General features: G+C 68.8%; 23 protein-coding genes. 10 read left to right on the forward strand and 13 right to left on the reverse strand.

The features are described from left to right. Window positions 1-26 precede the first annotated feature (26 nt). The 6 genes from CVV76_RS20170 to CVV76_RS20195 form a co-directional block, all read right to left on the reverse strand. A complete protein-coding gene (locus CVV76_RS20170; RefSeq protein WP_102226493.1) occupies window positions 27-1,352 on the reverse strand; it encodes an outer membrane protein assembly factor BamB family protein in 1,326 nt (441 codons plus the stop codon). A gap of 79 nt (window positions 1,353-1,431) precedes the next feature. Further along, on the reverse strand, window positions 1,432-2,088 hold the full coding sequence (locus tag CVV76_RS20175) for a tetratricopeptide repeat protein (protein WP_102226494.1): 657 nt from the start codon (window positions 2,086-2,088) through the stop codon (window positions 1,432-1,434). 279 nt (window positions 2,089-2,367) lie between these two features. Beyond that, the gene (locus tag CVV76_RS20180; protein WP_199178658.1) at window positions 2,368-3,237 is read right to left on the reverse strand and encodes an efflux RND transporter periplasmic adaptor subunit; all 870 of its coding nucleotides are present in this window, start codon (window positions 3,235-3,237) and stop codon (window positions 2,368-2,370) included. A gap of 61 nt (window positions 3,238-3,298) precedes the next feature. Further along, window positions 3,299-3,496 carry a DUF1656 domain-containing protein gene (locus CVV76_RS20185; RefSeq protein ID WP_102226495.1) on the reverse strand — a complete coding sequence of 66 codons (198 nt, stop codon included), beginning with the start codon at window positions 3,494-3,496 and terminating at the stop codon, window positions 3,299-3,301. Further along, the gene (locus tag CVV76_RS20190; protein ID WP_158243205.1) at window positions 3,493-5,604 is read right to left on the reverse strand and encodes an FUSC family protein; all 2,112 of its coding nucleotides are present in this window, start codon (window positions 5,602-5,604) and stop codon (window positions 3,493-3,495) included. Before CVV76_RS20190 ends, CVV76_RS20185 begins: the two co-directional genes overlap by 4 nt. Then, window positions 5,591-6,079, reverse strand: coding sequence for a MarR family winged helix-turn-helix transcriptional regulator (locus CVV76_RS20195; RefSeq protein WP_158243206.1), 489 nt, complete (start codon window positions 6,077-6,079; stop codon window positions 5,591-5,593). The genes CVV76_RS20190 and CVV76_RS20195 overlap by 14 nt, the downstream gene beginning before the upstream one ends. A 440-nt stretch (window positions 6,080-6,519) precedes the next feature. Here CVV76_RS20195 and alr point away from each other — a divergent pair, with 440 nt between their 5' ends. The 5 genes from alr (at window position 6,520) to CVV76_RS20215 (ending at window position 10,500) form a co-directional block, all read left to right on the forward strand. Further along, entirely contained in the window at window positions 6,520-7,569 is a 1,050-nt protein-coding gene (gene alr / locus CVV76_RS25225) for an alanine racemase (protein ID WP_199178659.1), read from the forward strand. Continuing rightward, entirely contained in the window at window positions 7,566-8,327 is a 762-nt protein-coding gene (locus CVV76_RS25230; RefSeq protein ID WP_199178660.1) for an MlaE family ABC transporter permease, read from the forward strand. The genes alr and CVV76_RS25230 overlap by 4 nt, the downstream gene beginning before the upstream one ends. After that, window positions 8,324-9,070 (forward strand): ABC transporter ATP-binding protein, encoded by a 747-nt coding sequence (locus CVV76_RS20205; protein ID WP_102226498.1) that lies wholly within the window; start codon window positions 8,324-8,326, stop codon window positions 9,068-9,070. The genes CVV76_RS25230 and CVV76_RS20205 overlap by 4 nt, the downstream gene beginning before the upstream one ends. A 161-nt stretch (window positions 9,071-9,231) precedes the next feature. Next, a complete protein-coding gene (locus tag CVV76_RS20210; RefSeq protein ID WP_233193038.1) occupies window positions 9,232-10,044 on the forward strand; it encodes a DNA repair protein in 813 nt (270 codons plus the stop codon). Window positions 10,045-10,062: 18 nt separating this feature from the next. Next, window positions 10,063-10,500: a paraquat-inducible protein A gene (locus tag CVV76_RS20215; protein ID WP_102226500.1), complete on the forward strand. Its 438-nt coding sequence runs from the start codon at window positions 10,063-10,065 to the stop codon at window positions 10,498-10,500. Window positions 10,501-10,588: 88 nt separating this feature from the next. On the opposite strand, the gene CVV76_RS20220 is transcribed toward CVV76_RS20215, so the two are convergent. The 4 genes from CVV76_RS20220 to radA all read right to left on the reverse strand — a co-directional run bounded on the left by CVV76_RS20220 (window position 10,589) and on the right by radA (window position 15,076). Continuing rightward, a complete protein-coding gene (locus tag CVV76_RS20220) occupies window positions 10,589-11,257 on the reverse strand; it encodes an SDR family NAD(P)-dependent oxidoreductase (protein ID WP_102226501.1) in 669 nt (222 codons plus the stop codon). A 94-nt stretch (window positions 11,258-11,351) separates the two neighbouring features. Continuing rightward, window positions 11,352-12,830: an amidophosphoribosyltransferase gene (purF, locus tag CVV76_RS20225; RefSeq protein WP_102226502.1), complete on the reverse strand. Its 1,479-nt coding sequence runs from the start codon at window positions 12,828-12,830 to the stop codon at window positions 11,352-11,354. A gap of 167 nt (window positions 12,831-12,997) precedes the next feature. After that, window positions 12,998-13,639 (reverse strand): CvpA family protein, encoded by a 642-nt coding sequence (locus CVV76_RS20230; protein WP_102226503.1) that lies wholly within the window; start codon window positions 13,637-13,639, stop codon window positions 12,998-13,000. 69 nt (window positions 13,640-13,708) lie between these two features. Next, the gene (gene radA, locus CVV76_RS20235) at window positions 13,709-15,076 is read right to left on the reverse strand and encodes a DNA repair protein RadA (protein ID WP_102226504.1); all 1,368 of its coding nucleotides are present in this window, start codon (window positions 15,074-15,076) and stop codon (window positions 13,709-13,711) included. Window positions 15,077-15,411: 335 nt separating this feature from the next. On the opposite strand from radA, the gene CVV76_RS20240 reads away from it, so the two are divergent. The 5 genes from CVV76_RS20240 (at window position 15,412) to CVV76_RS20260 (ending at window position 19,262) form a co-directional block, all read left to right on the forward strand. Continuing rightward, window positions 15,412-16,803: a DUF2927 domain-containing protein gene (locus CVV76_RS20240; RefSeq protein WP_102226505.1), complete on the forward strand. Its 1,392-nt coding sequence runs from the start codon at window positions 15,412-15,414 to the stop codon at window positions 16,801-16,803. Window positions 16,804-16,921: 118 nt separating this feature from the next. Next, the gene (locus CVV76_RS20245) at window positions 16,922-17,086 is read left to right on the forward strand and encodes an apolipoprotein acyltransferase (RefSeq protein WP_102226506.1); all 165 of its coding nucleotides are present in this window, start codon (window positions 16,922-16,924) and stop codon (window positions 17,084-17,086) included. A 5-nt stretch (window positions 17,087-17,091) separates the two neighbouring features. After that, window positions 17,092-18,276, forward strand: coding sequence for a vWA domain-containing protein (locus tag CVV76_RS20250; RefSeq protein ID WP_102226507.1), 1,185 nt, complete (start codon window positions 17,092-17,094; stop codon window positions 18,274-18,276). Between the two features lie 65 nt (window positions 18,277-18,341). Continuing rightward, on the forward strand, window positions 18,342-18,644 hold the full coding sequence (locus tag CVV76_RS20255) for a hypothetical protein (protein ID WP_102226508.1): 303 nt from the start codon (window positions 18,342-18,344) through the stop codon (window positions 18,642-18,644). Window positions 18,645-18,653: 9 nt separating this feature from the next. Then, window positions 18,654-19,262, forward strand: a complete 609-nt coding sequence (locus CVV76_RS20260) for a DedA family protein (protein ID WP_102226509.1) — start codon at window positions 18,654-18,656, stop codon at window positions 19,260-19,262. Window positions 19,263-19,428: 166 nt separating this feature from the next. On the opposite strand, the gene grxD is transcribed toward CVV76_RS20260, so the two are convergent. From grxD to CVV76_RS20275, 3 genes are all read right to left on the reverse strand, one after another. Then, the gene (grxD, locus tag CVV76_RS20265) at window positions 19,429-19,788 is read right to left on the reverse strand and encodes a Grx4 family monothiol glutaredoxin (RefSeq protein WP_102226510.1); all 360 of its coding nucleotides are present in this window, start codon (window positions 19,786-19,788) and stop codon (window positions 19,429-19,431) included. Window positions 19,789-19,831: 43 nt separating this feature from the next. Then, window positions 19,832-20,074: a BolA/IbaG family iron-sulfur metabolism protein gene (locus CVV76_RS20270; protein ID WP_102226511.1), complete on the reverse strand. Its 243-nt coding sequence runs from the start codon at window positions 20,072-20,074 to the stop codon at window positions 19,832-19,834. A gap of 188 nt (window positions 20,075-20,262) precedes the next feature. After that, window positions 20,263-21,633, reverse strand: a 1,371-nt coding sequence (locus CVV76_RS20275) for an AIR synthase-related protein (RefSeq protein ID WP_233193040.1), incomplete at its 5' end; no start/stop codon positions are given.

The raw sequence follows: 21,633 nt of genomic DNA on the forward strand, positions 1-21,633 counted from the left end.
AGCCGTCCGCCTACACGTTTGCGCGCTTAACGGAAAGCCCGAAGTTTGCCATCCGCCGTGACGACGTACAGCGTCCGGTTTGCCACCGCCGCGTCGGTCGTGGCTGGCGCGCCAAGCTCGATCTGCGACACCAGCGCGCCCGAGGCCGGGTCGAACATCTTCAGCGAACCATCCGACGAGGGCACGACCAGGTGGTTCCCGGCCAGCACCGGGCCGAAGTTCTGGTAGATGTCGCGCCGCTTCTTTTCCTTGCGGTAGGGTTTGTAATAGGGCAGCGGCGCCTTCCATATGGGGACCCCGGTCGAGGCGTTCAGCCGCACCAGCTTGTTCTCGTCGGAGATCAGGTAGAGCTGTCCGCCCGCCGGCCAGACGGGCCCCAGCGTCCCCTCGTCCGAGGTCCAGTCGGCCTCGCCGCTTTCCAGGCTGTAGGCGCCGACGCGGCCGGTTGCGTTGCCGGCATAAACGGTGCCGCCCACGATCACCGGATCGCCCGCGATATCGGGGATCTGGGCGTAGACATGGCCCAGACGGCTGCCCGCGACCGGGGTCGACCAGGTCACGAGGCCGCTCTGCGCCTTGGCGGCGACCATGTCCCCGCTGGAGAACGGGAAGATCACGGTGGAGCCCGAAACCGCCGGCGCCGGCCCGCCGGTCAGCGACCCGATGGAGCTGGTGCCCTGCAGGCTCCAGCGCAGCTTGCCGTCGGCGGCGTTGACGGCCCAGCCGACCGCATTGCGCGAAGCGACATAGACGGTGTTGCCCACCACGGCCGGGGCCCCGGTGGCCGGGGCGTCCAGCTTCTGGCGCCAGAGCACCTGGCCCGAAGCCGGGTTCAGCGCGATAAGCTCGCCATAGGCGGTGGTGACGAAGAGCTTGCCGTCACCGAAGGCCAGCCCGCCACCCGAAACCTTGCCGCGGCGGTCGCCCGGCGGGGTGATGTCGGTGGACCACAGCTTCTGCCCGGCGACCGAGACCGCGCTGACCGTGGCCTCGCTGTCGAGGGTGTAGACACGGCCCGCCGCGACCACCGGATCGGCGGTGATCTGGTGGCGCTTGTCGTCGCCGCGGCCGATCTGGACGGCCCAGAGCGGGCTTAGGTTCGTCCCCAGCGCGGGCTGGGTCATGGCATGGGTGGCGCCGCCGTTGCGCTGCGTCCACTCGGCATTGACCCGCGGCGCCGGCAGCGACACGGCCACCCGGTGCGGGCCCGGCGCCGGCGCCGGCACGTTGTCCTCGCCCGCACCGACGACGGCGCGAGGGTCGAGGCGTTCGCCCTTGAGGGGGATCTTCTTCTCGGCGCAGGCGGCGACTAGGGCCGCGCAGGCCAGAAGGAAAACCGCGTTCTTCAGCATCAAGGCCCTGCTCTCCTCGGTCTCGCGCCCGGGTTGGTCTCCGGCACGGGCCCCGTCGAGGCCCCCCGGATCCCAGGCTTCAGCCTGCCTTGGGCGTTGTCCCGCCCAAGGCTACAATCATCTGATGCGCACGCTGACGCAAGCCCGCCGTGGCGCCCGCGTCATCCCGAATCTGGGTGTAGGTGGCGATCGCGGTCTTGGTCTTGCCCTCGGCGACCTGCATCAGCGCCTGCTGTTCCATCGCCAGCAAGCGGAACGGCCGCCCAGGTTGCGCCAGCGCGCCAAGAACCTGTGTGCGCTGGTCCTTCGACATCAGGTCGCCTGCGATCGACACCTTCTTGAGCTGCGCAAGGTCGCGGTAGGCCTGCGGAACCGACTGGTCCTGCGCCACCTTGTCGAGCGCGGCCATGGCGGCCTTGGTATCGCCCGCCTTCTGGTACTCGGACGCGGCGAGCATTTCGACCACCGCCTTCTGTCCGCCCTCGGCCGCGATCCCGTCCAGCCCCTTGGCCGCCGCCCCCGGCTTGGCGTCGGACTGGGCGCCCAGAACCGCGTCGCCGAAGGCCTGCGCGGCGGAGCGGTGCTTGGCGATCTGCCATTCCTTCCACGCGGCGCCGCCCACCAGGACGACGATGACGAGGATCGCGATCCAGCCGTATTTCCGGAACGCCGCGAACAACTTGTCGCGGCGGACCTCCTCGGTCACCTCGTCGATGAAACTGTCGGAGTCGCTCACAAGTCCCGGCCTTTCGTCGTTTGGCCCCTCTTACACGCATCCCCGCGCGCTTGCCAAGCCCCGCCCCCCGGTGGCGCAATCCCCGTACCGACGGTACCCCGGCCGGGCGCCCCTTGCCCGGTCATCCCGGCAGAAATACGCCGGAGGCGCTGCTGTGGCGCACCATCGTGGTGCACCGTCGTGACGCGCTGCCGGACCGGCCGGCGCGGACCGCCGAAGGTAGGACCCCGGCATGCGCCACGGCACACCTGTCCCAAGGATCGCAAAAGCGTGGTTGCCTCAGTCCGCGCCGCCCAGCACGTCGATCGAGACCGTCCGCCCCGCCACCATGCGCTTTGCCACCGTGGGGTCGTCGAAGGCGATCCGGACCGGGACGCGCTGCGCCAGCCGGACCCACGAGAAGGTGGGGCTCACGTTCGGCAGCAGCTGCGAGGTCCCGCTGGCAGAGCCGTCGGGAATGGCCGCAGCAACCCCGGTGACATGGCCGTAGAAGGGCTTCGCCCCGCCCATCGGCCAGACCTTCACCTTGTCGCCCACCGCGATCCGGCTCAGCTTCGTCTCTTCGAAATAGCCCACGATGTAATAGGAATCGCGGTCGACCACGGCCATCACCGGGGTGCCGGCCCCGACGTAATCGCCCACGCCCAGCTGCAGGTTGGTCACATTCCCGTTCACCGGCGCCCGTACCTGGGTGTCGGACAGGTTCAGCTTGGCGAGATCGAGCGCCGACTTGTCCGCGTTCACCGCCGCCTCGGCCTTCTGCACCGAGGTCGAGGCCTGCTCGCGCTGCTGCGGCGTGGTCGCGCTGTCGTTGAGCTTCTGGTAGCGCGCGCTGTCGCGCCGGGCCTGCTCCAGCGTGGCGGAGGCACCTTCGAGCGCCGATTGCGCCTGCGCCACCGCAATACGGTAGCGCTGCGGGTCGATCTGGTAGAGAAGGTCGCCCTTCTTCACCGTCTGGTTGTCGCGGACGGCGATCTTCACCACCTCGCCCGACACCTTGGGCGCGACGGTCACGACGGTCGCGGCGATATGGCCGTCGCGGGTGCGCGGCGCGACCTCGTAGTAGATCCAGATGTTCCAGATCACGACGAGCGCCAGCGCGACAGCGACGGCAGTGATGAGGATTCGGCCGAGAAGTTTCATGGTCATTCCGGTTGGTCTTGTTCTTGTCAGGGGGCTGCGGGCAGGATCGGGTCGGTCGGTGCCCGGCTCAGCGGAAGGCGGCAAAGACCACGCCGGTCGCGATCACGATCACGGCAAGGTCGAACAGCGCGGGGTGCCAGACCAGGCGGTAGAGGCCCGCCACGGTCATCAGCCGCCGAATCCCCCAGGCCAGCACGAGGCCGCCCAGGATGTAGATCAGCAGCGCCGGCACGAAGACGCCGTAGATGTTCACGGAAAGATTCATCGCGCGGCCACCGAGGGTTTTCCGTCAATCGCCCCGGGCACCCCGGGGTCTGCGGGGCGCCGTGGCACCCCCGCGAAGGTCGACGCCCCGGGATAGAGCGCGCGGCGGATCCCGGCAAGCGACAGCACGATCGCGCGCCGGTCGGGCAACGCGCGATCGAAGGCCACCCGCCCCAGCAGGTCGTCGATCTGCGCAAGCAGGTCATCGGGCGCGTCCGAGGCGACGCCCCGGGTCCAGTGGCGGCGCTGCTCGCGGAAGTGGCGGGCGATGCCGTCCATCAGCCGCCCCATCCCCGCGTCGGTGCCACGGTCAAGCCCGCGCCGGGCCCGCTGCAACGCGATCAGCCCGAGGCCCAGCCGGGTTTCGGCCAGTGCTTCGACCGCCGCGCGCCCGGCCAGGTCGAGCACGGCAAGGCGCGGCGCGATCAGGCCCAGCCGGTCGAGCATCCGCGCGGTGAAACGCGCGCTCGCCTCGTCCATGGCGGAATCCGGCCCGGCGCCGCGGCGCGGCCCGGCGGTGGCGATCGCTTCGAGGTCGCGCCAGCCGGCCTGGCGGATCCGCCCGATCGAGATCTGCGCGCCAACCGCCTTGACCACCGAGTTCACGGCAAGGATCACGCAAACCCCGAGGAAGAGGCCGACCATCCCCTCGAGGAACGGGGCGAACGCGGTATAGGCGGTATCCTGCAACGACAGGAAGGCGATCGGAAAGAGCGCGATCATGAAGGTCGCGGGCTGGCTTGCCAGCAGCCCCAGAACCAGCAGCGCGGGGGCCAGCACCAGGATCAGCGTCGGAAAGCTGTGCACCTGCGGCAGCACGACGAACAGGTAGAAGGTGTCGAAGCTGACGGCGGCCAGCATCACCCAGACCAGCCGCCTGAGGATCGGCACCGGGTTGTCGAAGGCGCCGAAGAACAGCGACAGCAACAGCGAGATCATCGCCATCGTCGCCCCACCGGACCAGCCCGAGAAATACCAGAAGGTGGCCGAGATCAGGAACGCCAGCATGGTCGAACCGATGGCCCAGAACACCATCAGCCGGTCGAGGTGCGGCGCGGTCGCGCTTTCACGCTCCATCTGCAACAGGCGCGCCGGCACGCGGTCGCGCGGGGCGTCGACCTGCGCGCGCAGCGCAAGGCAATCCTCCCACAGCGTGACGAATTCCGTCAGCCGAGCGGCAAGGCTGATCAGCAGGATCCTGTGCCAGTCCGACCCCGGGACCGTGCGCATGTCCATCGCCTCGATCCGCGCAAGGAACCCCGCCGCCTGTCCCTTGGGAAACTGCCCCTCGACCCAATCGGCAAGGTCGTCCATCAGGCTGCGCAGCTCCGCCGGAAAGGCGGCGCCGTCACGGGTCAGTTCTTCTAGCCGGTCCTCGACCGAGGACAGGAGCGGCAGCAGGATCAGCATCCGCTGCTGCAGCACCCGCACCCAGCGGGCGCGCTGAGGGTTGTCCTGTGCCTCGTAGTCGAGGTGGACCGTCATCGCCGAGATCGCCGCGGCATCGGCGGCAAGCCTGGCACGGTCGGCGGCCGACCGCCCGGTCTTGCCGCGCAGGACGTCGAGGCTCCATGCCCGGGCGTCCTCGCCCCACTTGCGGATCGCGCCCTGCACCACCGGCCAGATCCGGCGCGGGAAGAAGATACTGTCAACGGCGACCGCGCAGGCGATCCCCAGCGCGATCTCCTCGGTGCGGGCGATCGCGTTGTCGAAGATCGGCCCCGAGGACAGACTGCTGTCGGGCCAGCCGATCAGCAGCGCGGTCATCCCGGCCAGCAGGAAGAAATAGAAGTTCGGCTGCCGGGTCGACAGCGCGAAATAGCCGCAGAACAGGAACCAGGCCACGAGGCCCGCCATCATCAGAACCTGATCGGCACCAAAGATCGAGGCCAGCGTGATCCCGGCCGCCGCCCCGCAGAGCGTGCCGCAGATGCGATAGGCCCCCTTGGACCGGATCGCCCCCGCGAAGGGCTGTGCCACCACGTAGACGGTCGTCATCGCCCAGTAGGGCCGCTGGAGCCCCAGCGCGAAGGAGATGTAGAGCGCCAGCACCGCAGCCACGAAGGCTTTGAGCGTGAAGACGATCTGCCAGCGTTCAGGCAGTTTCATCGTCGCCCCCCGGATGTGCGCCCGCCCGGGCGCCCAGAACGTCCGCCTGCTCCGAGATCCGGCACAGAAGGTCGATCGCCGCTTCCAGCTCGGCCCCGTCGAAGGTTTCCAGAAGGTCGCGCCGCAGCGCCTCGCCCTCATGCGCGACCAGCTCGGCCTGCTGTGCGCCCAGCTCGGTCAGCAGGATCAGGTTGGCGCGCCGGTCGTTCGGATCGGGCACCCGCGACACCAGCCCCAGCCCTTCCATCGTGTCGAGAAGCCGCCCGGTGGTCGGCTGCTCCAGCTCGAGGATGCAGGCCAGCGCCTTCTGGGTCAGGCCCTCGGGGTGATCGGCCAGCCAGCGCAGCGCCCGGGCACGCGCATAGGTCAGCCCATGGGCGGTCACCCGGCCGTTGAAAAGCGTGCGAACCTTGCGCCCGACCCTGACGAGGGCCTCGACGAATTCGCGGCGTGTTTCTGTGGTGTCGTCTTGCATAGTGCGCATATACTTAGTGCGCTTTCTAAATTTCCATACCCCTCGCCCCGAATTTTGCCGCAGCGCAGCAAAATGTGATCGGGCGGGATCGCCCTGCACAGGGCGACCTGCCCCCCCTGCAACCTATTGCCACCAAAGCCGTTTCATTCGCCGCCCGCATCCCGACACCCCGCGACAGGCCCGCGCCCGAGCCGCGCACCCCTCGCACCGCTCCCGACCTCGTGATCCTTGCGGCATCCTTGCGGCGGGCGCGAAGGGCGCCGCGTCACGATCGGCGCTCCAACCTGTGCCCCGCCAATGCCCCCGCCAGTGCTCCCGAAAAGTGCTTCGGCCAGCGCGCCTGCCGGAAACGCGCCCGCCGGGTGGTGGGCTTCCGCCCGGGCGGAGGGTGGCGTGGCCTTTCCCCTTGACCTTGCGCCCAAGGCTGTCAAAACCACGCCATGAGCAGCGCGACCCTTTCCATCGACCTCGACGCGATCGCCGCAAACTGGCGCGCGCTGGACCGCATGACAGACCCCGCCACCCAGACCGGTGCCGTGGTCAAGGCCGACGCCTACGGGCTCGGCGCCGACCGCATCGCCCGTGCCCTGGCCGGGGCAGGCGCAAGGCGCTTCTTCGTCGCCGTCGCAGAAGAGGGCGCGGTGGTGCGCAAGGCGCTGGGTCCCGGGCCGCAGATCAGCGTCTTTTCCGGGCACATGGCGGGCGATACCGACATGATCCGCGACCTCGACCTGACGCCGATGCTGAATTCGGTCGACCAGCTGACCCGGCACATGGAAACCCTCTCCGGCCACCCGTTCGGAATCCAGCTCGACACCGGCATGAACCGGCTGGGGATGGAGGCCGACGAATGGGCCGCCGTCGCGGGCATCGTGATGCAGGCCGGGCCGGAACTTCTGATGAGCCACCTCGCCTGCGCCGACGAACCCGACCACGCGATGAACGCCCAGCAGCTTGCCACCTTCGAGGACCTGACCCGGGGCACCGGCATCCCCCGGTCTCTGTCGGCGACTGGCGGCATCCTTCTGGGGCCGGACTACCACTTCGAACTGACCCGGCCCGGCGTCGGCCTCTACGGCGGCCTGCCGTTCGAGGCCGCGCGCCCGGCGGTGCGGCTGTCGCTGCCGGTCATCCAGACCCGCGAAGTGCTGGCGGGCGAGACCGTGGGCTACGGCAACACCTGGACGGCCGAGATCGACTCGACCATCGCCACCGTTTCCGCGGGCTATGCCGACGGCGTCTTCCGCGTCCTGGGCAACAACGCCACCCTTTGGGCCGGGGATGTCCCCTGCCCCGTGGTCGGCCGCGTCTCGATGGACCTGATCACCGCCGACGTCACCCACCTCAACGAAGTGCCCGACACGCTCGACCTGCTCGGGCCGCACCAGACGATCGACGACCTGGGCACCGCCGCGGGCACCATCGGCTACGAGATCCTCACCAGCCTGGGCGCGCGCTACCAGCGCCGCTATGCCGGGGGCGGCGCGTGAGCGGCGCCACGCTCGCGCTGGCCCCCGTGGCGGCGATCGGGCGGCTGGCGATCTTCGCCGTGCGCGGCGTGTCGCATGTCTTCCGCCCGCCCTACTACCCGCGCGAATTCGGCCAGGCGCTGATGCAGATCGGCTGGTACTCGCTGCCCGTTGTGGCGCTGACCGCGCTGTTCACCGGCGGCGCGCTGGCGCTTCAGATCTACGCCGGCGGCTCGCGCTTCAACGCCTCGTCGGTCGTGCCCTCGATCGTCGCCATCGGCATGGTGCGCGAACTGGGCCCGGTGCTGGGCGGGCTGATGGTCGCGGCGCGCGTGGCCTCCTCCATCGCGGCAGAGATCGGCACGATGAAGGTGACCGAACAGATCGACGCCCTCGTCACCCTGTCCACCAACCCGATGAAATACCTCGTCGCGCCACGCCTTCTGGCGGCGGTCATCGTGGTGCCCGCGCTCGTCGCCGTGGGCGACAGCATCGGGATCTGGGGCGGCTACCTCGTGGGCGTCTACCACCTCGATTTCAACGCCGTCGACTACCTCAAGAACACGGTGAACTACCTCGAATCGTGGGACGTCGTCTCGGGCCTGATCAAGGGCGCCGTCTTCGGTTTCATCGTGGCGCTGGCGGGCTGCTATCACGGCATGCAATCGGGCCGGGGTGCGCAGGGCGTGGGCCGCGCCACCAAGTCGGCCGTGCAGGCCGCCGCGGTCGCGATCCTCGCCACCGACTTCCTCCTCACAGCATTGTTCTTCACCTCATGATCGAGCTTACCGACGTCCACAAGGCCTTCGGGTCCAAGCGCGTGCTGCGCGGGGTGAACCTGACGATCCCCACTGGCACCTCGATGGTGATCATCGGCGGCTCCGGCACCGGCAAGTCGGTGACGCTGAAATGCATCCTGGGCCTGGTGACGCCCGACCGAGGCAAGATCACGCTGGACGGCCAGGACGTGACCAAGGGCGACCGAGATGCCTTTCTCGCCCGGTTCGGCATGCTGTTCCAGGGGGCTGCGCTGTTCGACAGCCTCTCGGTCTGGCAGAACGTCGCATTCCGCCTGCAACGCGGCGCCGCGCGGCGCCCGAAGGCCGAGGCGCGCGAGATCGCGATCGAGAAGCTGCGCCGCGTGGGCCTGACGCCCGAGGTGGCCGACCTCTTCCCCGCCGAGCTTTCGGGCGGCATGCAGAAACGCGTGGGCCTGGCCCGCGCCATCGCCGCCGACCCCGAGATCATCTTCTTCGACGAGCCCACGACTGGGCTCGACCCGATCATGGCCGGCGTGATCAACGAGCTGATCCGCGAGATCGTGACCGAGATGGGCGCGACCGCGATGACCATCACCCATGACATGACCTCGGTGCGCGCCATCGCCGACAATGTCGCGATGCTGCACGACGGGCAGATCAAGTGGACCGGGCCGGTCGCGGAAATGGATGATTCTTCCGATCCTTACCTCGACCAGTTCATCCACGGTCGGGCCGAGGGGCCGATCGCCGCGGTGCGCTGAGACGGCAAATCCCCGGCCAGGTACTGCATTGCCCCCGATTCGCGGACAATGCCCCGGCCGGCGCCCCCTGTGCACGGGAAATTCGCCCCGGAACCCCGCAATATCATTGCCAGAACGCGCAGACGTGTGGAATCGTCATCTACCTGGCGGGGGTAACGATGATGACGATTTCAAGCGAAGTCGCGCTGCGGCGCGTCCAATCCATTTTGCAGACACTTGCCCTGGGCGCCCTTCTGGCGCTGACGGCCGCGGCGATCGCGGCCAGCGCGATGGCCGCGCTGGGGCAATGGCCATGGCTGCAGTTCGAGGCGCGCTTCGGCGACACGACCTTTGCCGCGGCCGGCACCTGGGCACAAATCGGCCTGACCGCCTTCCTGGTGGGGCTGTGCTTCTTCCTGCCGGCGAACGGGAGGATGATGCGCCTGGAACGCAGCCACCGCGATTTCCGGATCTCGATCGATGACGTGACGACCGCCTACGCGGCCGCCCATGCCGCCGACCGGGACGGGGCCTTCGCGCTGTCGTCGGAATTCGAATCCATGCGGGCGCGGATGGAACACCTGCGCCACCATCCCGACCTCAGCCATCTCGAGCCCGAGCTGCTGCAGCTCGCCGCCGAGATGAGCCACATCTCGCGCGATCTCGCCCGGGTCTATTCCGACGAAAAGGTGGCGCGCGCCAAGACCTTCCTGGTCCAGCGCCAGCAGGAGGTCGACAGCCTGCGCGAGAAGCTGAAGCTCGCGCAATACGCCTGTGACGAGCTCAAGCGCTGGATGGCGGACATCGAGGCCGACGAGACCGACGCCGCGCGCCAGATCGCCCGGCTGGAAAGCGACCTGCGTGACGTACTGCCCGGGCTGGGCTATGACTTCGAGGATGTTCAGCACCCGGGCCTGCCGCCCGCCGACCCTAAAGACACCGCTCCGGGCACCCCCAATGTCGTCCAGATGCAGCCGAAGACCCCCTCCAAGTAGGTCCCGCGCGTGAGGGCCGTGCTGACCCTGGCCAACCTGGTGCTGCTGGTGGCCTTTCCGATCAGCTGGTTCGCGCCGCTGCTGCGGGCGGGGCTGCTACCACTGTTCGGCCTGTCCCGGATCTCGGTCGTTTCCGGGCTGCAGGCGCTTTGGGGCAGCGACGTGATGCTGGCGCTGCTGGTCACCTTCCTCGCCATCTTCGCGCCCTACCTGAAGACCATCGGCCTTGCGCTCCTGCACCTCGGCCTCCTGTCTCCACGGGTGCTGCCGGCGCTGACCCTGCTGGGCAAGCTCGCCATGGCCGACGTCTTCCTGATCGCGCTCTACATCGTCGTAGTGAAGGGTGTGGGACTGGCCACGGTGCGTACCGATTGGGGGCTTTACCTCTTCACCGGCTGCGTGCTGGCCTCGCTTGCCCTCTCGATCGCGTCGAAACGGGCGTTCCACGAGGGGTGACGTCGATTTTTTGATTATTTGCCAAGTTGAAAGGGGATTTCCGCCCTCTCTCATCCGGGCCAACCTGTCCCGGGGTGCCGGCGTGCCGTCAGAGCTGCGACACGATCCGCTTCGCCTCGGTCGCGCAGGGGGTGAGGTTGCTGCCCTCGCGGTCCTCGCCGGGGAAGAAGCGGGCGCGCACGGCGGTGGGCATGGGCGCGGGCGTTTCGATCAGGACGCGCGGGCCGGTCGAGGCGGTCTCGGCCTGCCAGGAGCGGGCGAGGGCGATCTGCGCGGCCTTGGTGGCGCCGTAGGAGCCGAAGAATTTCTGCCCGGCGCGGGGGTCTTCGAGGAAAAGCGCGGCGCCCTGCCCGTTCTGGTTCAGCAAGGGTTCCACCATGCCGATGAGCATGGCGGTGGCGCGCAGGTTGGTGCGGACGGAGCTGTCGATATCCTTGGCGTCCAGGTGGCCGGTGGGCGCCAGCGGGGCGGCGTGGATCGCCGTGTGGACCCAGAGCCCCGCCTGCCCCCAGCGATCGTGGATGGAGCGGCAGAGGTGGCGCATCGCGTCGTCCTCGGTCACATCCATGGGCGCGAGCGTGGCGGAGCCGCCGCGCGCCCTGATCGCGTCGTCCAGCTCCTCGAGACCGCCCACGGTGCGAGCGACCGCGACGACGTGCCAGCCCGCGGCGCCCAGTTCCTCGGCGATGGCAAAGCCGAGACCGCGGGAGGCGCCCGTGACGAGAGCCACGCGATCGGAAGTGGGCTGGTCGGTCATGGGCGGATCCTGCTGTGTGCCGCTTCGCGGCAGGCTTCCGACGGGCGTATCTTCACAAGAACCAGGGGGTTACGGGACGCCCCTGACATGGGGCCTATTCGGCGGCCTTCATCTGGAAGCCCTTCTCGATCATGTCGGACGGCGCCACGGGGTATTCACCAGAGAAGCAGGCGTCGCAGTAGCGCGGCGCGCGGGCATCGCGCCCGCCGCTTTCGCCCACCGCGCGGTAGAGACCGTCGAGCGAGATGAACTTGAGGCTGTCGATGCCGATCCACTGGCGCATCTCCTCCTCCGACATCGTGGCCGCGAGCAGCTTGGAGCGCTCGGGCGTGTCGACACCGTAGAAGCAGGGCCAGGCGGTGGGTGGAGAGGCGATGCGGAAGTGTACCTCGGCCGCGCCGGCGTCGAGGATCATGTCCTTGATCTTGCGCGAGGTGGTGCCGCGCACGACCGAGTCGTCGACCAGGATCACCCGCTTGCCGCGCACCAGGGCGCGGTTGACGTTCAGCTTCAGCCGCACGCCCATGTTGCGGATCTGCTCGGTCGGTTCGATGAAGGTTCGGCCCATGTACTGGTTGCGGATGATCCCCATGCCGTAGGGAATGCCGCTTTCGGCGGCGTAGCCGATCGCCGCGGGGGTGCCGCTGTCGGGCACCGGGCAAACCAGATCGGCCTCCACCGGGGCCTCGCGCGCCAGTTCCACGCCGATGGCGCGGCGGGTCTCGTAGACTGAGCGGCCGCCGAGGATGGAGTCGGGGCGCGAGAAATACACGTGTTCGAAGATGCAGAAGCGCGAGGGCCGACCCTCGAACGGGTGGAAGCTTTCGACCCCCTTGGCGCCGATCACCACCATCTCGCCCGGCTCGATCTCGCGGATGAACTCGGCCCCGATGATGTCGAGGCCGCAGGTCTCGGACGAGAGACACCAGCCGCCGTCGCCCAGCTTGCCCAGCACCAGCGGACGCACCCCCAGCGCATCGCGCACGCCAATGAGCTTCGTCCGGGTCATCGCGACGACAGAGAAGGCACCCTCGACCCGGCGCAGCGCGTCCTTCATCCGCTCGGGGATGTTCTTCTGGATCGAGCGCGCCATCAGGTGGATGATGCATTCGCTGTCCGAGGACGACTGGAAGATCGAGCCGCGCTCGATCAGTTCGCGCCGGAGCGCGGTGGCGTTGGTGATGTTACCGTTGTGGGCCACCGCGCAGCCACCCATCGCGAACTCGCCAAAGAAGGGCTGCACGTCGCGGATCGCGGTGTTGCCCTTCGATCCGGCGGTGGAATAGCGCACGTGGCCGATGCCGATGGATCCCGGCAGCGTGGCCATCACGTCGGCCTTGGTGAAGGTGTCGCGGACGTAGCCGAAACGGCGGGCCGAATTGAAGCCGGTCTCGGGATCGTGGGTTACGATACCGCCGGCCTCCTGCCCGCGGTGTTGCAGGGCATGCATGCCGAGCGCCACGAAATTCGCGGCATCCGCCACACCGATGACGCCGAAGACGCCACACTCCTCGTGCAGCTTGTCGTCATCAAAGGGATGGGCGGGGGGAAACTGCGGGTCTGTCGCAGGCATCGGGCGGTCACTCCGAATCCATGGCGGGGGCGTTTGCCCCCCCATGTAGTGCGTCGTCACCCAAGTGTCACGTGCCGACTTGGCCGCACCCCGCCCCGCCGGGTACCAACGCACGGGATCGGGGCCGTTGCGGCCCCGATCGGCGGTGTCGATGAGAAGCCTGGCGCTCAGTTCTTTGGGGCCGGCGGGGTCAGCGTGGTCGCGCCCGTTCCGGTGGCGCCGCTGTTGCCGGTGACGCCGTCTGCCCCCTTGGGCGGTGCGCCGCAATCGCCGACCAGCCCCTCGTAGGTGTTTTCGAGCCAGCGCGGCATCTGGTCGGGGATGTCCGAATTCAGCTTGGCCTGGAAGTTGGCGAAGATATGCGCCGACTGGCTTTGCGCGACCTGCGGGATCGCCTCGCCGGCCATGGCGCGGTCGTAGACGATCAAGGCCACGGCGACCAGAAGGATGCCCCGTGCCACGCCGAAGAGGAAGCCGAGCCCGCGGTCGAAGCCCCCGAGGACGGAATTCTGCACGGCCGAGGACAGGAGCGGCGTGAAGAACGCCAGCACCACGAGGGCCAGGGCGAAGACCACCGCGAAGGCCGCGATGATCGACAATTCGCACGATCCGGCCAGAAACTTGTCGAGCACGGGGATCTGCTTGATCAGCGGTTCGGCCTGGGGGGCGAAGATATAGGCGACCACGGCCGCCGCGATCCAGCCGGCGATCGCCATCACCTCCCGGACGAAACCGCGCGCATAGGCGAGGATCGCCGAGAGGATGATCACCACGATCACCACCACGTCCACGATGTTGATACCTTCCATGCCCGTCCTCTTTCGTTCCTTGTTGGGGGTCGCCCTGGCCGGCCCCGCACTACCTGTCGGGGGCCGGTCTCAGCCCGCCCCGAAGACCTCGCCCACGAATGCGGTCAGATCCTGCATCTGACGCACCCTCATCCCCTCGTCCGTACCGGCTTTCGTGCGCGCGGGCGCGATCGCCTGTGAGAAACCAAGTTTTCGGGCCTCTTTCAACCTGTTTTCCGTCTGTCCCACCGGGCGCAGCGCCCCCGACAGGCTGATCTCGCCGAAAAGCACGAGGTCGGGCGGCAGGGCCACGTCCTCGCGCGCGGACAGGATCGCAGCAGCAACCGCCAGATCGGCCGCCGGTTCCGAAACCCGCATGCCACCGGCCACATTCAGGAACAGGTCGAGCCCCGCGAAGGGGATGCCGCAACGCGCCTCGAGCACCGCGAGGATGGTCGAGATGCGGCCCGAATCCAGCCCCACGACCGTGCGCCGGGGCGTGCCCAGCGGCGAGGGGGCGACCAGCGCCTGGATCTCGGTCAGCACGGGGCGCGTGCCCTCGATCCCCGCGAAGACCGCCGATCCGGGGCTTGCCTGCCCGCGTTCCGACAGGAACAGCGCCGAGGGATTGCCGACCTGGGCGAGGCCGCCGCCGGTCATCTCGAACACGCCGATCTCGTCGGCCGCGCCGAAGCGGTTCTTGACCGCGCGCAGGATGCGGAACTGATGCCCGCGCTCGCCCTCGAAATAGAGAACCGTGTCCACCATGTGCTCGACCACCCGGGGGCCGGCGATCTGCCCCTCCTTGGTGACATGACCTACGAGGATGACGGAGGTCCCCCGCCGCTTGGCGAAGTTCACCAGCTCATGCGCGGCGGCACGGACCTGGCTGACGGATCCAGGCGCGCTGTCGACGTTGTCGGCCCACATGGTCTGGATCGAATCGATGATGGCAAGGTCCGGGCGTTCCTCGTCCAGCGTGGTGAGGATGTCGCGCAGGTTGGTCTCGGCCCCAAGCTTCACCGGCGCCTGGCTGAGGCCGAGGCGCCCGGCCCGCATCCGCACCTGGGCCGAGGCTTCCTCGCCCGAGATGTAGACGCATTTGAGGCCCGAAGTGGCGAAGGCTGCGGCAGCCTGCAAGAGCAACGTCGATTTGCCGATGCCGGGATCGCCGCCGACCAGAATCGCCGAGGCGGGAACGAGGCCACCGCCGAGGACGCGGTCAAGCTCCTCCATCCCCGAGGTGGCGCGCGGCGGCGGGGCTTCCTCGGTGGCGAGGTCGGTCAGGGCCACAGCCCGGCCCCGCTGGGCGCCCAGCGACTTGGCCGAGGGGCCAGCGGTGAGCGGGGCCTCCTCCACCAGGGAGTTCCAGGCACCGCAGCTGTCGCAGCGGCCGACCCACTTGCGATGGGAGGCGCCACAATTGGTGCAGGTGAAGGCGGGGGCTGACTTTGCCATGCCGCCCTTGGTGCCCGAGCCGCGCAGGCGGCGCAAGCTGTCGCGGCGAGATGGCGCCGGGGGTGTTGCATGCGGAGCCGGGGTGCATCGCCCGTCCCTGCCCCGCCCCGCGCCGCCCGGACCGGAAACCTCGACACAGCTCGGCCACGCCCGCGGCTTTCCCCTTCGCAGGGCTTTCCAGCGCCCGGCCCGCGCCCTATCCTCATTCCCACGGGATCGTCCCGAAGCTGGGAGTCCCCCATGACCGCCTTGATCGACGCGCCGCAGATCCCCCGCCCGCACGGAACGGTCGGGTGCACCATGGCCGGGGGCACCACGGCCGGGGGCACCGCCGGATGAGCGCCCTGCCCCGCAGCGCCGCGGCATTCCTCCTGCTCGCGGTCACGTCCCTCGCCGCCTGCACGACGCAGCCGGAACCTGTGCCCACCCCGCAACGTGCCGTGGTGCTGGCGCCTGTCGCCCTGCCGCCGATGAAGACCTTCGGCCCCTATCGCGCCACGCCGCCGCACCTGTCCAACGTCGATATCGCGCGCGACTTCCTCGACCTCTCGTTCCGCCTGGAAAGCGGCCGCGACCTGCCGTGGATGAGCCGCTTCATGGGCCCGGTGACGGTGACGATGACCGGGACCATCCCGCCGACGGCCCCGGCCGAGCTTGACCACGTGCTTGCCCGCTTTCGCAGCGAGGCGAAGATCGACGTGCACCGCATCCCCGGCCCCGCCAACATCACGATCCAGTTCCTGCCGCGCGCCGAGATGCAGGCGCTGGTGCCGCAGGCGGCCTGTTTCGTGGCGCCGCGGGTGAATTCCTGGGCTGATTACCGCCAGGCGCGCGGCACTTCCCGACTGGACTGGACCACGCTGAAGGTGCGCGACAAGCTGGCGGTCTTCATCCCCTCCGACACCGCCCCGCAGGAGATCCGCGACTGCCTGAACGAGGAGGTGGCGCAGGCGCTCGGGCCGCTCGACGACCTCTACCGCCTCACCGAGTCGGTGTTCGACGACGACAATTTCCAGAGCGTGCTCACAGGCTTCGACATGCTGATGCTGCGGGTCTACTACGCGCCCGAGCTGCCCGCCGGCACCACCCGGGCCGAGGCGGCGGCGCGGCTTCCCGCGATCCTTGCGCGGCTGAACCCGGCGGGGGAACACATAACCCCCCGTCCCGCACCCGGCCCCACCCCGCGCCCCTGGATCGACGCGATCGAGACCGCGCTCGGCCCCGGGACAAGCGACACCCGCCGCGGCGACGCCGCGATCCGGGCGGTCGAGATCGCTCAGAAGGAGGGCTGGACCGACGCGCGCATGGCGTTTTCATACTTCGTGCTGGGCCGTCTGGCGCGGATCGAGAACCCCGAGACGGCGTTGCATGCGCTTCAGGCGGCCGACAGGATCTATCGCACGCTGCCCGACACCGAGATCCAGCGCGCCCATATCGACATGCAGCTGGCCGCCTACGCACTGGTCGCCGACGACCCCGACCACGCGCTGACGCTGATCCGCCGCGCCCGCCCTGCGGCGGAGCGGGCGCAGAACGCGGCGCTGCTGGCCACGCTCTACATGATCCGCGCCGATGCGCTGGCGATGAAGGGCGACCGCAAGGCAGCCCGCGCCGCCCGCCTCGACAGTATCGGGTGGTCGCGCTACGGTTTCGGAACCGAGCAGACGATCCAGAGCCGCCTGGCCCAGATCGCCGCCCTCGCGGGGGAGCCCGCCACGGGAGGGTAAGCGCCGGGGGGTGCAGGTGCCGGGCGTAAGGGTGCCGGGGGTACGGATGCCGGGGGGAGAAGTGTCGGGAGGATGCCTTCCGGGGCGGCACGGTTCCGGGTATCAGGGGGAGGAAAGGATGATCGTCATCGCCGGGGTGATCGTCGGCGCGCTGCTGGGCGCCTTCACTGCCCGCAGACGTGGCGGCAGCGGCCTGGACGTCGCGCAATATGCGGCGGTCTATGCCATCGTGCTGGGCCTGTTGTGCATGTTCGCGACCATCGCGATCGAAAGGATGAGCTGAGCCAGATGTTCGTGCCCTTCTTCGAGAACCTCCGCGCCGCCGGCGTGCCGGTCAGCCTGCGGGAATACCTGGGCTTTCTCGAGGGGATGCGCGCCGACCTCGCGCTCTACGACATCGAGGCCTTCTACTACCTCGCCCGCCTGACCATGGTGAAGGACGAACGCCACATCGACCGTTTCGACCGCGCCTTCGCCACCACCTTCAAGGGCGTCCAAGAGCTCCCCGTCGAGGCGGTGATCGAGGCGCTGGACCTGCCGAAGGACTGGCTGGAGAAACTGGCCGAGAAGCACCTGACCCCCGAGGAACGCGCCGAGATCGAGGCGCTCGGCGGCTTCGACAAGCTGATGGAGACGCTGCGCGAGCGGCTGAAGGAACAGCAGGGCCGGCACCAGGGCGGGAACAAGTGGATCGGCACGGCGGGCACCTCGCCCTTCGGCGCCTACGGCTACAACCCCGAAGGCGTGCGCATCGGCCAGGACGAAAGCCGCCACCAGCGCGCGGTGAAGGTCTGGGACAAGCGCGAGTTCCGCAACCTCGACGACGGGGTGGAGCTGGGCACGCGCAACATCAAGGTGGCGCTGAAGCGTCTGCGCAAATGGGCCCGCGACGGCGCGGAGGAGGAGCTCGACCTGGACGGCACGATCCGCAAGACGGCCGAGCATGGCTATCTCGACGTGCAGACCCGGCCCGAGCGGCGCAACGCGGTCAAGGTTCTGCTGTTCCTCGACGTGGGCGGGTCGATGGACACCTATGTCAAGGTGGTGGAGGAGCTGTTCAGCGCGGCCCGGGCCGAGTTCAAGCACCTCGAGCATTTCTACTTTCACAACTGCCTGTATGAGGGCGTCTGGCGCGACAACCGCCGCCGCTGGGATGCGCAGACCTCGACGGCCGAGATCCTGCGCACCTATGGCCATGATTACAAATGCATCTTCGTCGGCGACGCCTCGATGTCGCCCTATGAGATCACCCATGCGGGCGGTGCGAACGAACACTGGAACCAGGAACCCGGCGCGGTCTGGCTGCAACGCGCGATCGGGCAATGGCCCTCGACGCTGTGGATCAACCCGACGCCGGAACGCTACTGGGCCAATTCCCACTCGATCCGCCTGATCCGGCAGATCTTCGAGAACCGGATGGTGCCGATGACGCTCGACGGGATCGGCCGCGGCATCCGGGAGCTTGGACGCTGAGCGCGCTCTCCCGGCTCTGGCGCGAGAACCGCGCGCTTCTTGCGGCCTTCGTCATCGCGGCGGGGGTGACGCTGTTCTTCGCCGTCAGGATGGCGCTTTTCACGCTCTACTGGGCGAACCCCGCGCATCGAGAACAGCCGCTGGCGGGCTGGATGACGCTGCATTACGTCGCCCATTCCTGGCACGTCCCGCCCGAGACGGTGATCACCGCGGCCCGCGTGCCGCGCCCGCCCGACGGCGGCCGCCCCCCGCATCCCAGAACGCTGGAGGAGATAGCGCGTGCGCAGGGCATTTCGCTCGACCAGCTGATCGCGCGGCTGCAGAAGGCGATCGCGGCGGCGCAGGCGCGCCAGCCGCCGCAGAAGTGACCGGCAGAGATGACCTCGGACCTTACCTCCGACCTGATCGCGCTGGTGCCGACCTACGGGCTTTGGCTGATCGCGGCGACGACCTTCCTGTCCTGCCTCGCCCTGCCCGTCCCCTCGTCGCTGATGATGCTCACGGCGGGCGGCTTCGTCGCGGCGGGCGACCTCGGCCTTGGTGACACCCTGGCGGCGGCGCTGGGGGGCGCCGTCCTGGGCGATCAGGCGGGGTTCGCCCTGGGGCGCAGCGGCGGCGCGCGGCTTTTGGACCGGATCGCCCGGCATCCGCGCCGCGCCGCGCTGATCGGCCGGACCGAGGCGCTGATGCAGCGCCGGGGCGGCTTCGGCATCTTCCTGTCGCGCTGGCTGTTCTCGCCGCTGGGGCCTTGGATGAACTTCGCCGCCGGCGCCGCGCGACTATCCTGGCGGCGCTTCACCCTGGCTGGCGTGGCGGGAGAAACCGTCTGGGTCGCGCTCTACGTCGGCACCGGCGCGGGCTTCGCCGGCAACCTGACGGCGGCGATGGACCTTCTGGGGTCCTCGCTGGGCTTTCTCGCGGCGGGCGCGGTGACGCTGGGCCTCGGGCTCTGGCTGCGCCAGGCGCTCCGTCCGCCCCGCGGCTGACCCCTCCCGGACGACGCGACTGCCCACCCGACGACGAGGGGCGAAGGCGCCGAGGAGGCCCCCTGATGGCCGAGAGAAAGCCTTGACCTGTCGCCGGACATGACAACGCCCCGGCGAAGGCTTCGCCGGGGCGTCTGTCGTCAGTGGATCCGCACCGCGCCTGCGATCAGGCGTTGGCTTCGCGGATCTTCTCGGCAGCGTCCTTGTTGTAGGTGACGCCCTTCGACTCGAACAGCTGGTCCAGCTCGCCCGACAGGGTCATCTCGGTGACGATGTCACAGCCGCCCACGAACTCGCCCTTGACGTACAGCTGCGGGATCGTCGGCCAGTCCGAGAAATCCTTGATGCCCTGACGGATCTCGGGGTCGGCCAGCACGTTCACGTCCTGGTATTCGACCCCCATGAAGTTCAGCACCCCCGCCACGCGGCTGGAAAAGCCGCATTGCGGCATCATCTTGGTGCCCTTCATGAAAAGCACCACGTCGTGGCCGTCGATCGTGCCCTGGATGTTTTCCTTCGCGCCCATGGTCAGGCCCTCTCCTTTTCTGGCCCGTCCGGGGCCGATATCGTCAGTCCGGCGCCTTGGTGGTGAGCGCCAGCGCGTGCAATTCACCGTTCGCGCCGTCCATCTTGCCCTTCAGGCTTGCATAGACGGCGCGCTGTTGTTGAACGCGGTTCTTGCCGCGGAAGCTTTCGTCCACCACCTCGGCGGCCCAGTGATTGCCGTCCCCGGCCAGATCGGTGATCGTGATCTTGGCCTCGGGGAAGGCCTCGCGGATCAGGGCCTCGATGTCGTGGGCTTCCATCGCCATGAACTGTGTGTCCTCAAGTTTGCCTCACCGCAAATCTAGGCCGCGGGAGGGCGCGCTGCAAGGCGAGCCTGCGTTACATCTTATGCGCAATGGTGAAAATGTCGGCACCCGCCAGGGCCCAAGAAGGCCCCTCGAGCGGCGCGCGCCGCCCGGCAGGATGCGTTGAAACGCACCCTACAGGTCGTGTCTCAGCCGACGGCCGCCTCGAAGGCGGTGCGGTAAAGCCGAGACAGCTCTTCCAGCGGCGCCTCGGAGCTGCCGAACTTCACCGAGGTGCCGCCGAACCTGCCGACCGCCGCGCAGGGCACGCCCGCGCGGCCCGCGGCAACCATCAGCGCCTCGGCCTGGTCGAAGCGGCAGGCCACGAGGTATCGCGCCTGGTCCTCGCCGAACAGCTCGGCCATGTCGCCGGTGTCGAGCGAGACGCCGATCCCCGCCCCTTCCGCCATCTCGAAGGCGGCCAGCGCAAGGCCGCCGTCCGACAGGTCGGTGCAGGCACCGATCAGCGTGCGGTTCTCGCGGATGAAGAAGCCATGCGCGCGCTCCGCCGACAGGTCGACCCAGGGCGCATCGCCATCCTCGCGGTTGAACACCTCGGCCAGAAGCGCCGATTGTCCCAGGTGGCTGCCGGGCGCACCGATCAGGATGGCAAGGTCGCCCTCGGCCGGCAGCCCCGCGATCATGTCGTCAAGCGTCTCGAGCAGGCCCACCGCCCCGATCGTCGGCGTCGGCAGGATGCCCACGCCGTCGGTCTCGTTGTAAAGGCTCACGTTGCCCGACACGATCGGCATGTCGAGCGCCTGACAGGCCTCGCCGATGCCTTTGATCGCACCCACGAACTGCCCCATGATCTCGGGCTTCTCGGGGTTGCCGAAGTTCATGTTGTCGGTCGCGGCCAGCGGCTTCGCGCCGCAGGCGGTCAGGTTGCGGTAGGCCTCGGCCACTGCCTGCTTGCCGCCCTCGTAGGGGTTGGCCATGACGTAGCGCGGCGTCACATCCGAAGTGAAGGCCAGCGCCTTGCCCGTCGCATGGACCCGCACCACCCCGGCGCCAAGACCCGGCGCGCGCACCGTGTCGGCCATGACCGTGGTGTCGTATTGTTCGTAGACCCAGCCCTTGTGGGCGTAGTTCGGGCTGGAGATCAGCCCCTTCAACCCGTCGATCGGGTCGACCGCGGCCACCGGCCCCATCTCCGCCGCCGCCGGGGTTTCCACCCAGGGCCGGTCGTATTCCGGCGCGGTACCCGACAGCGCCTTGAGCGGCAGGTCGGCCTTGGTCTCGTTGCCATGCACGATCAGGAAGCGGTCTTCCGCGATGGTCTCTCCGACGATGGCGAAATCGAGATCCCACTTGTCGAAGATCGCCTTGGCCTCGGCCTCCTTCTCGGGCTTGAGCACCATGAGCATCCGCTCCTGGCTTTCCGACAGCATCATCTCGTAGGCCGTCATCCCCGCCTCGCGACAGGGCACGCGGTCCAGATCCAGCCGGACACCCAGATTGCCCTTGTCGCCCATCTCCACCGCCGAGCAGGTCAGCCCCGCGGCGCCCATGTCCTGGAT

This window comes from Acidimangrovimonas sediminis, assembly GCF_002871005.1.
Lineage (GTDB): Bacteria > Pseudomonadota > Alphaproteobacteria > Rhodobacterales > Rhodobacteraceae > Acidimangrovimonas > Acidimangrovimonas sediminis.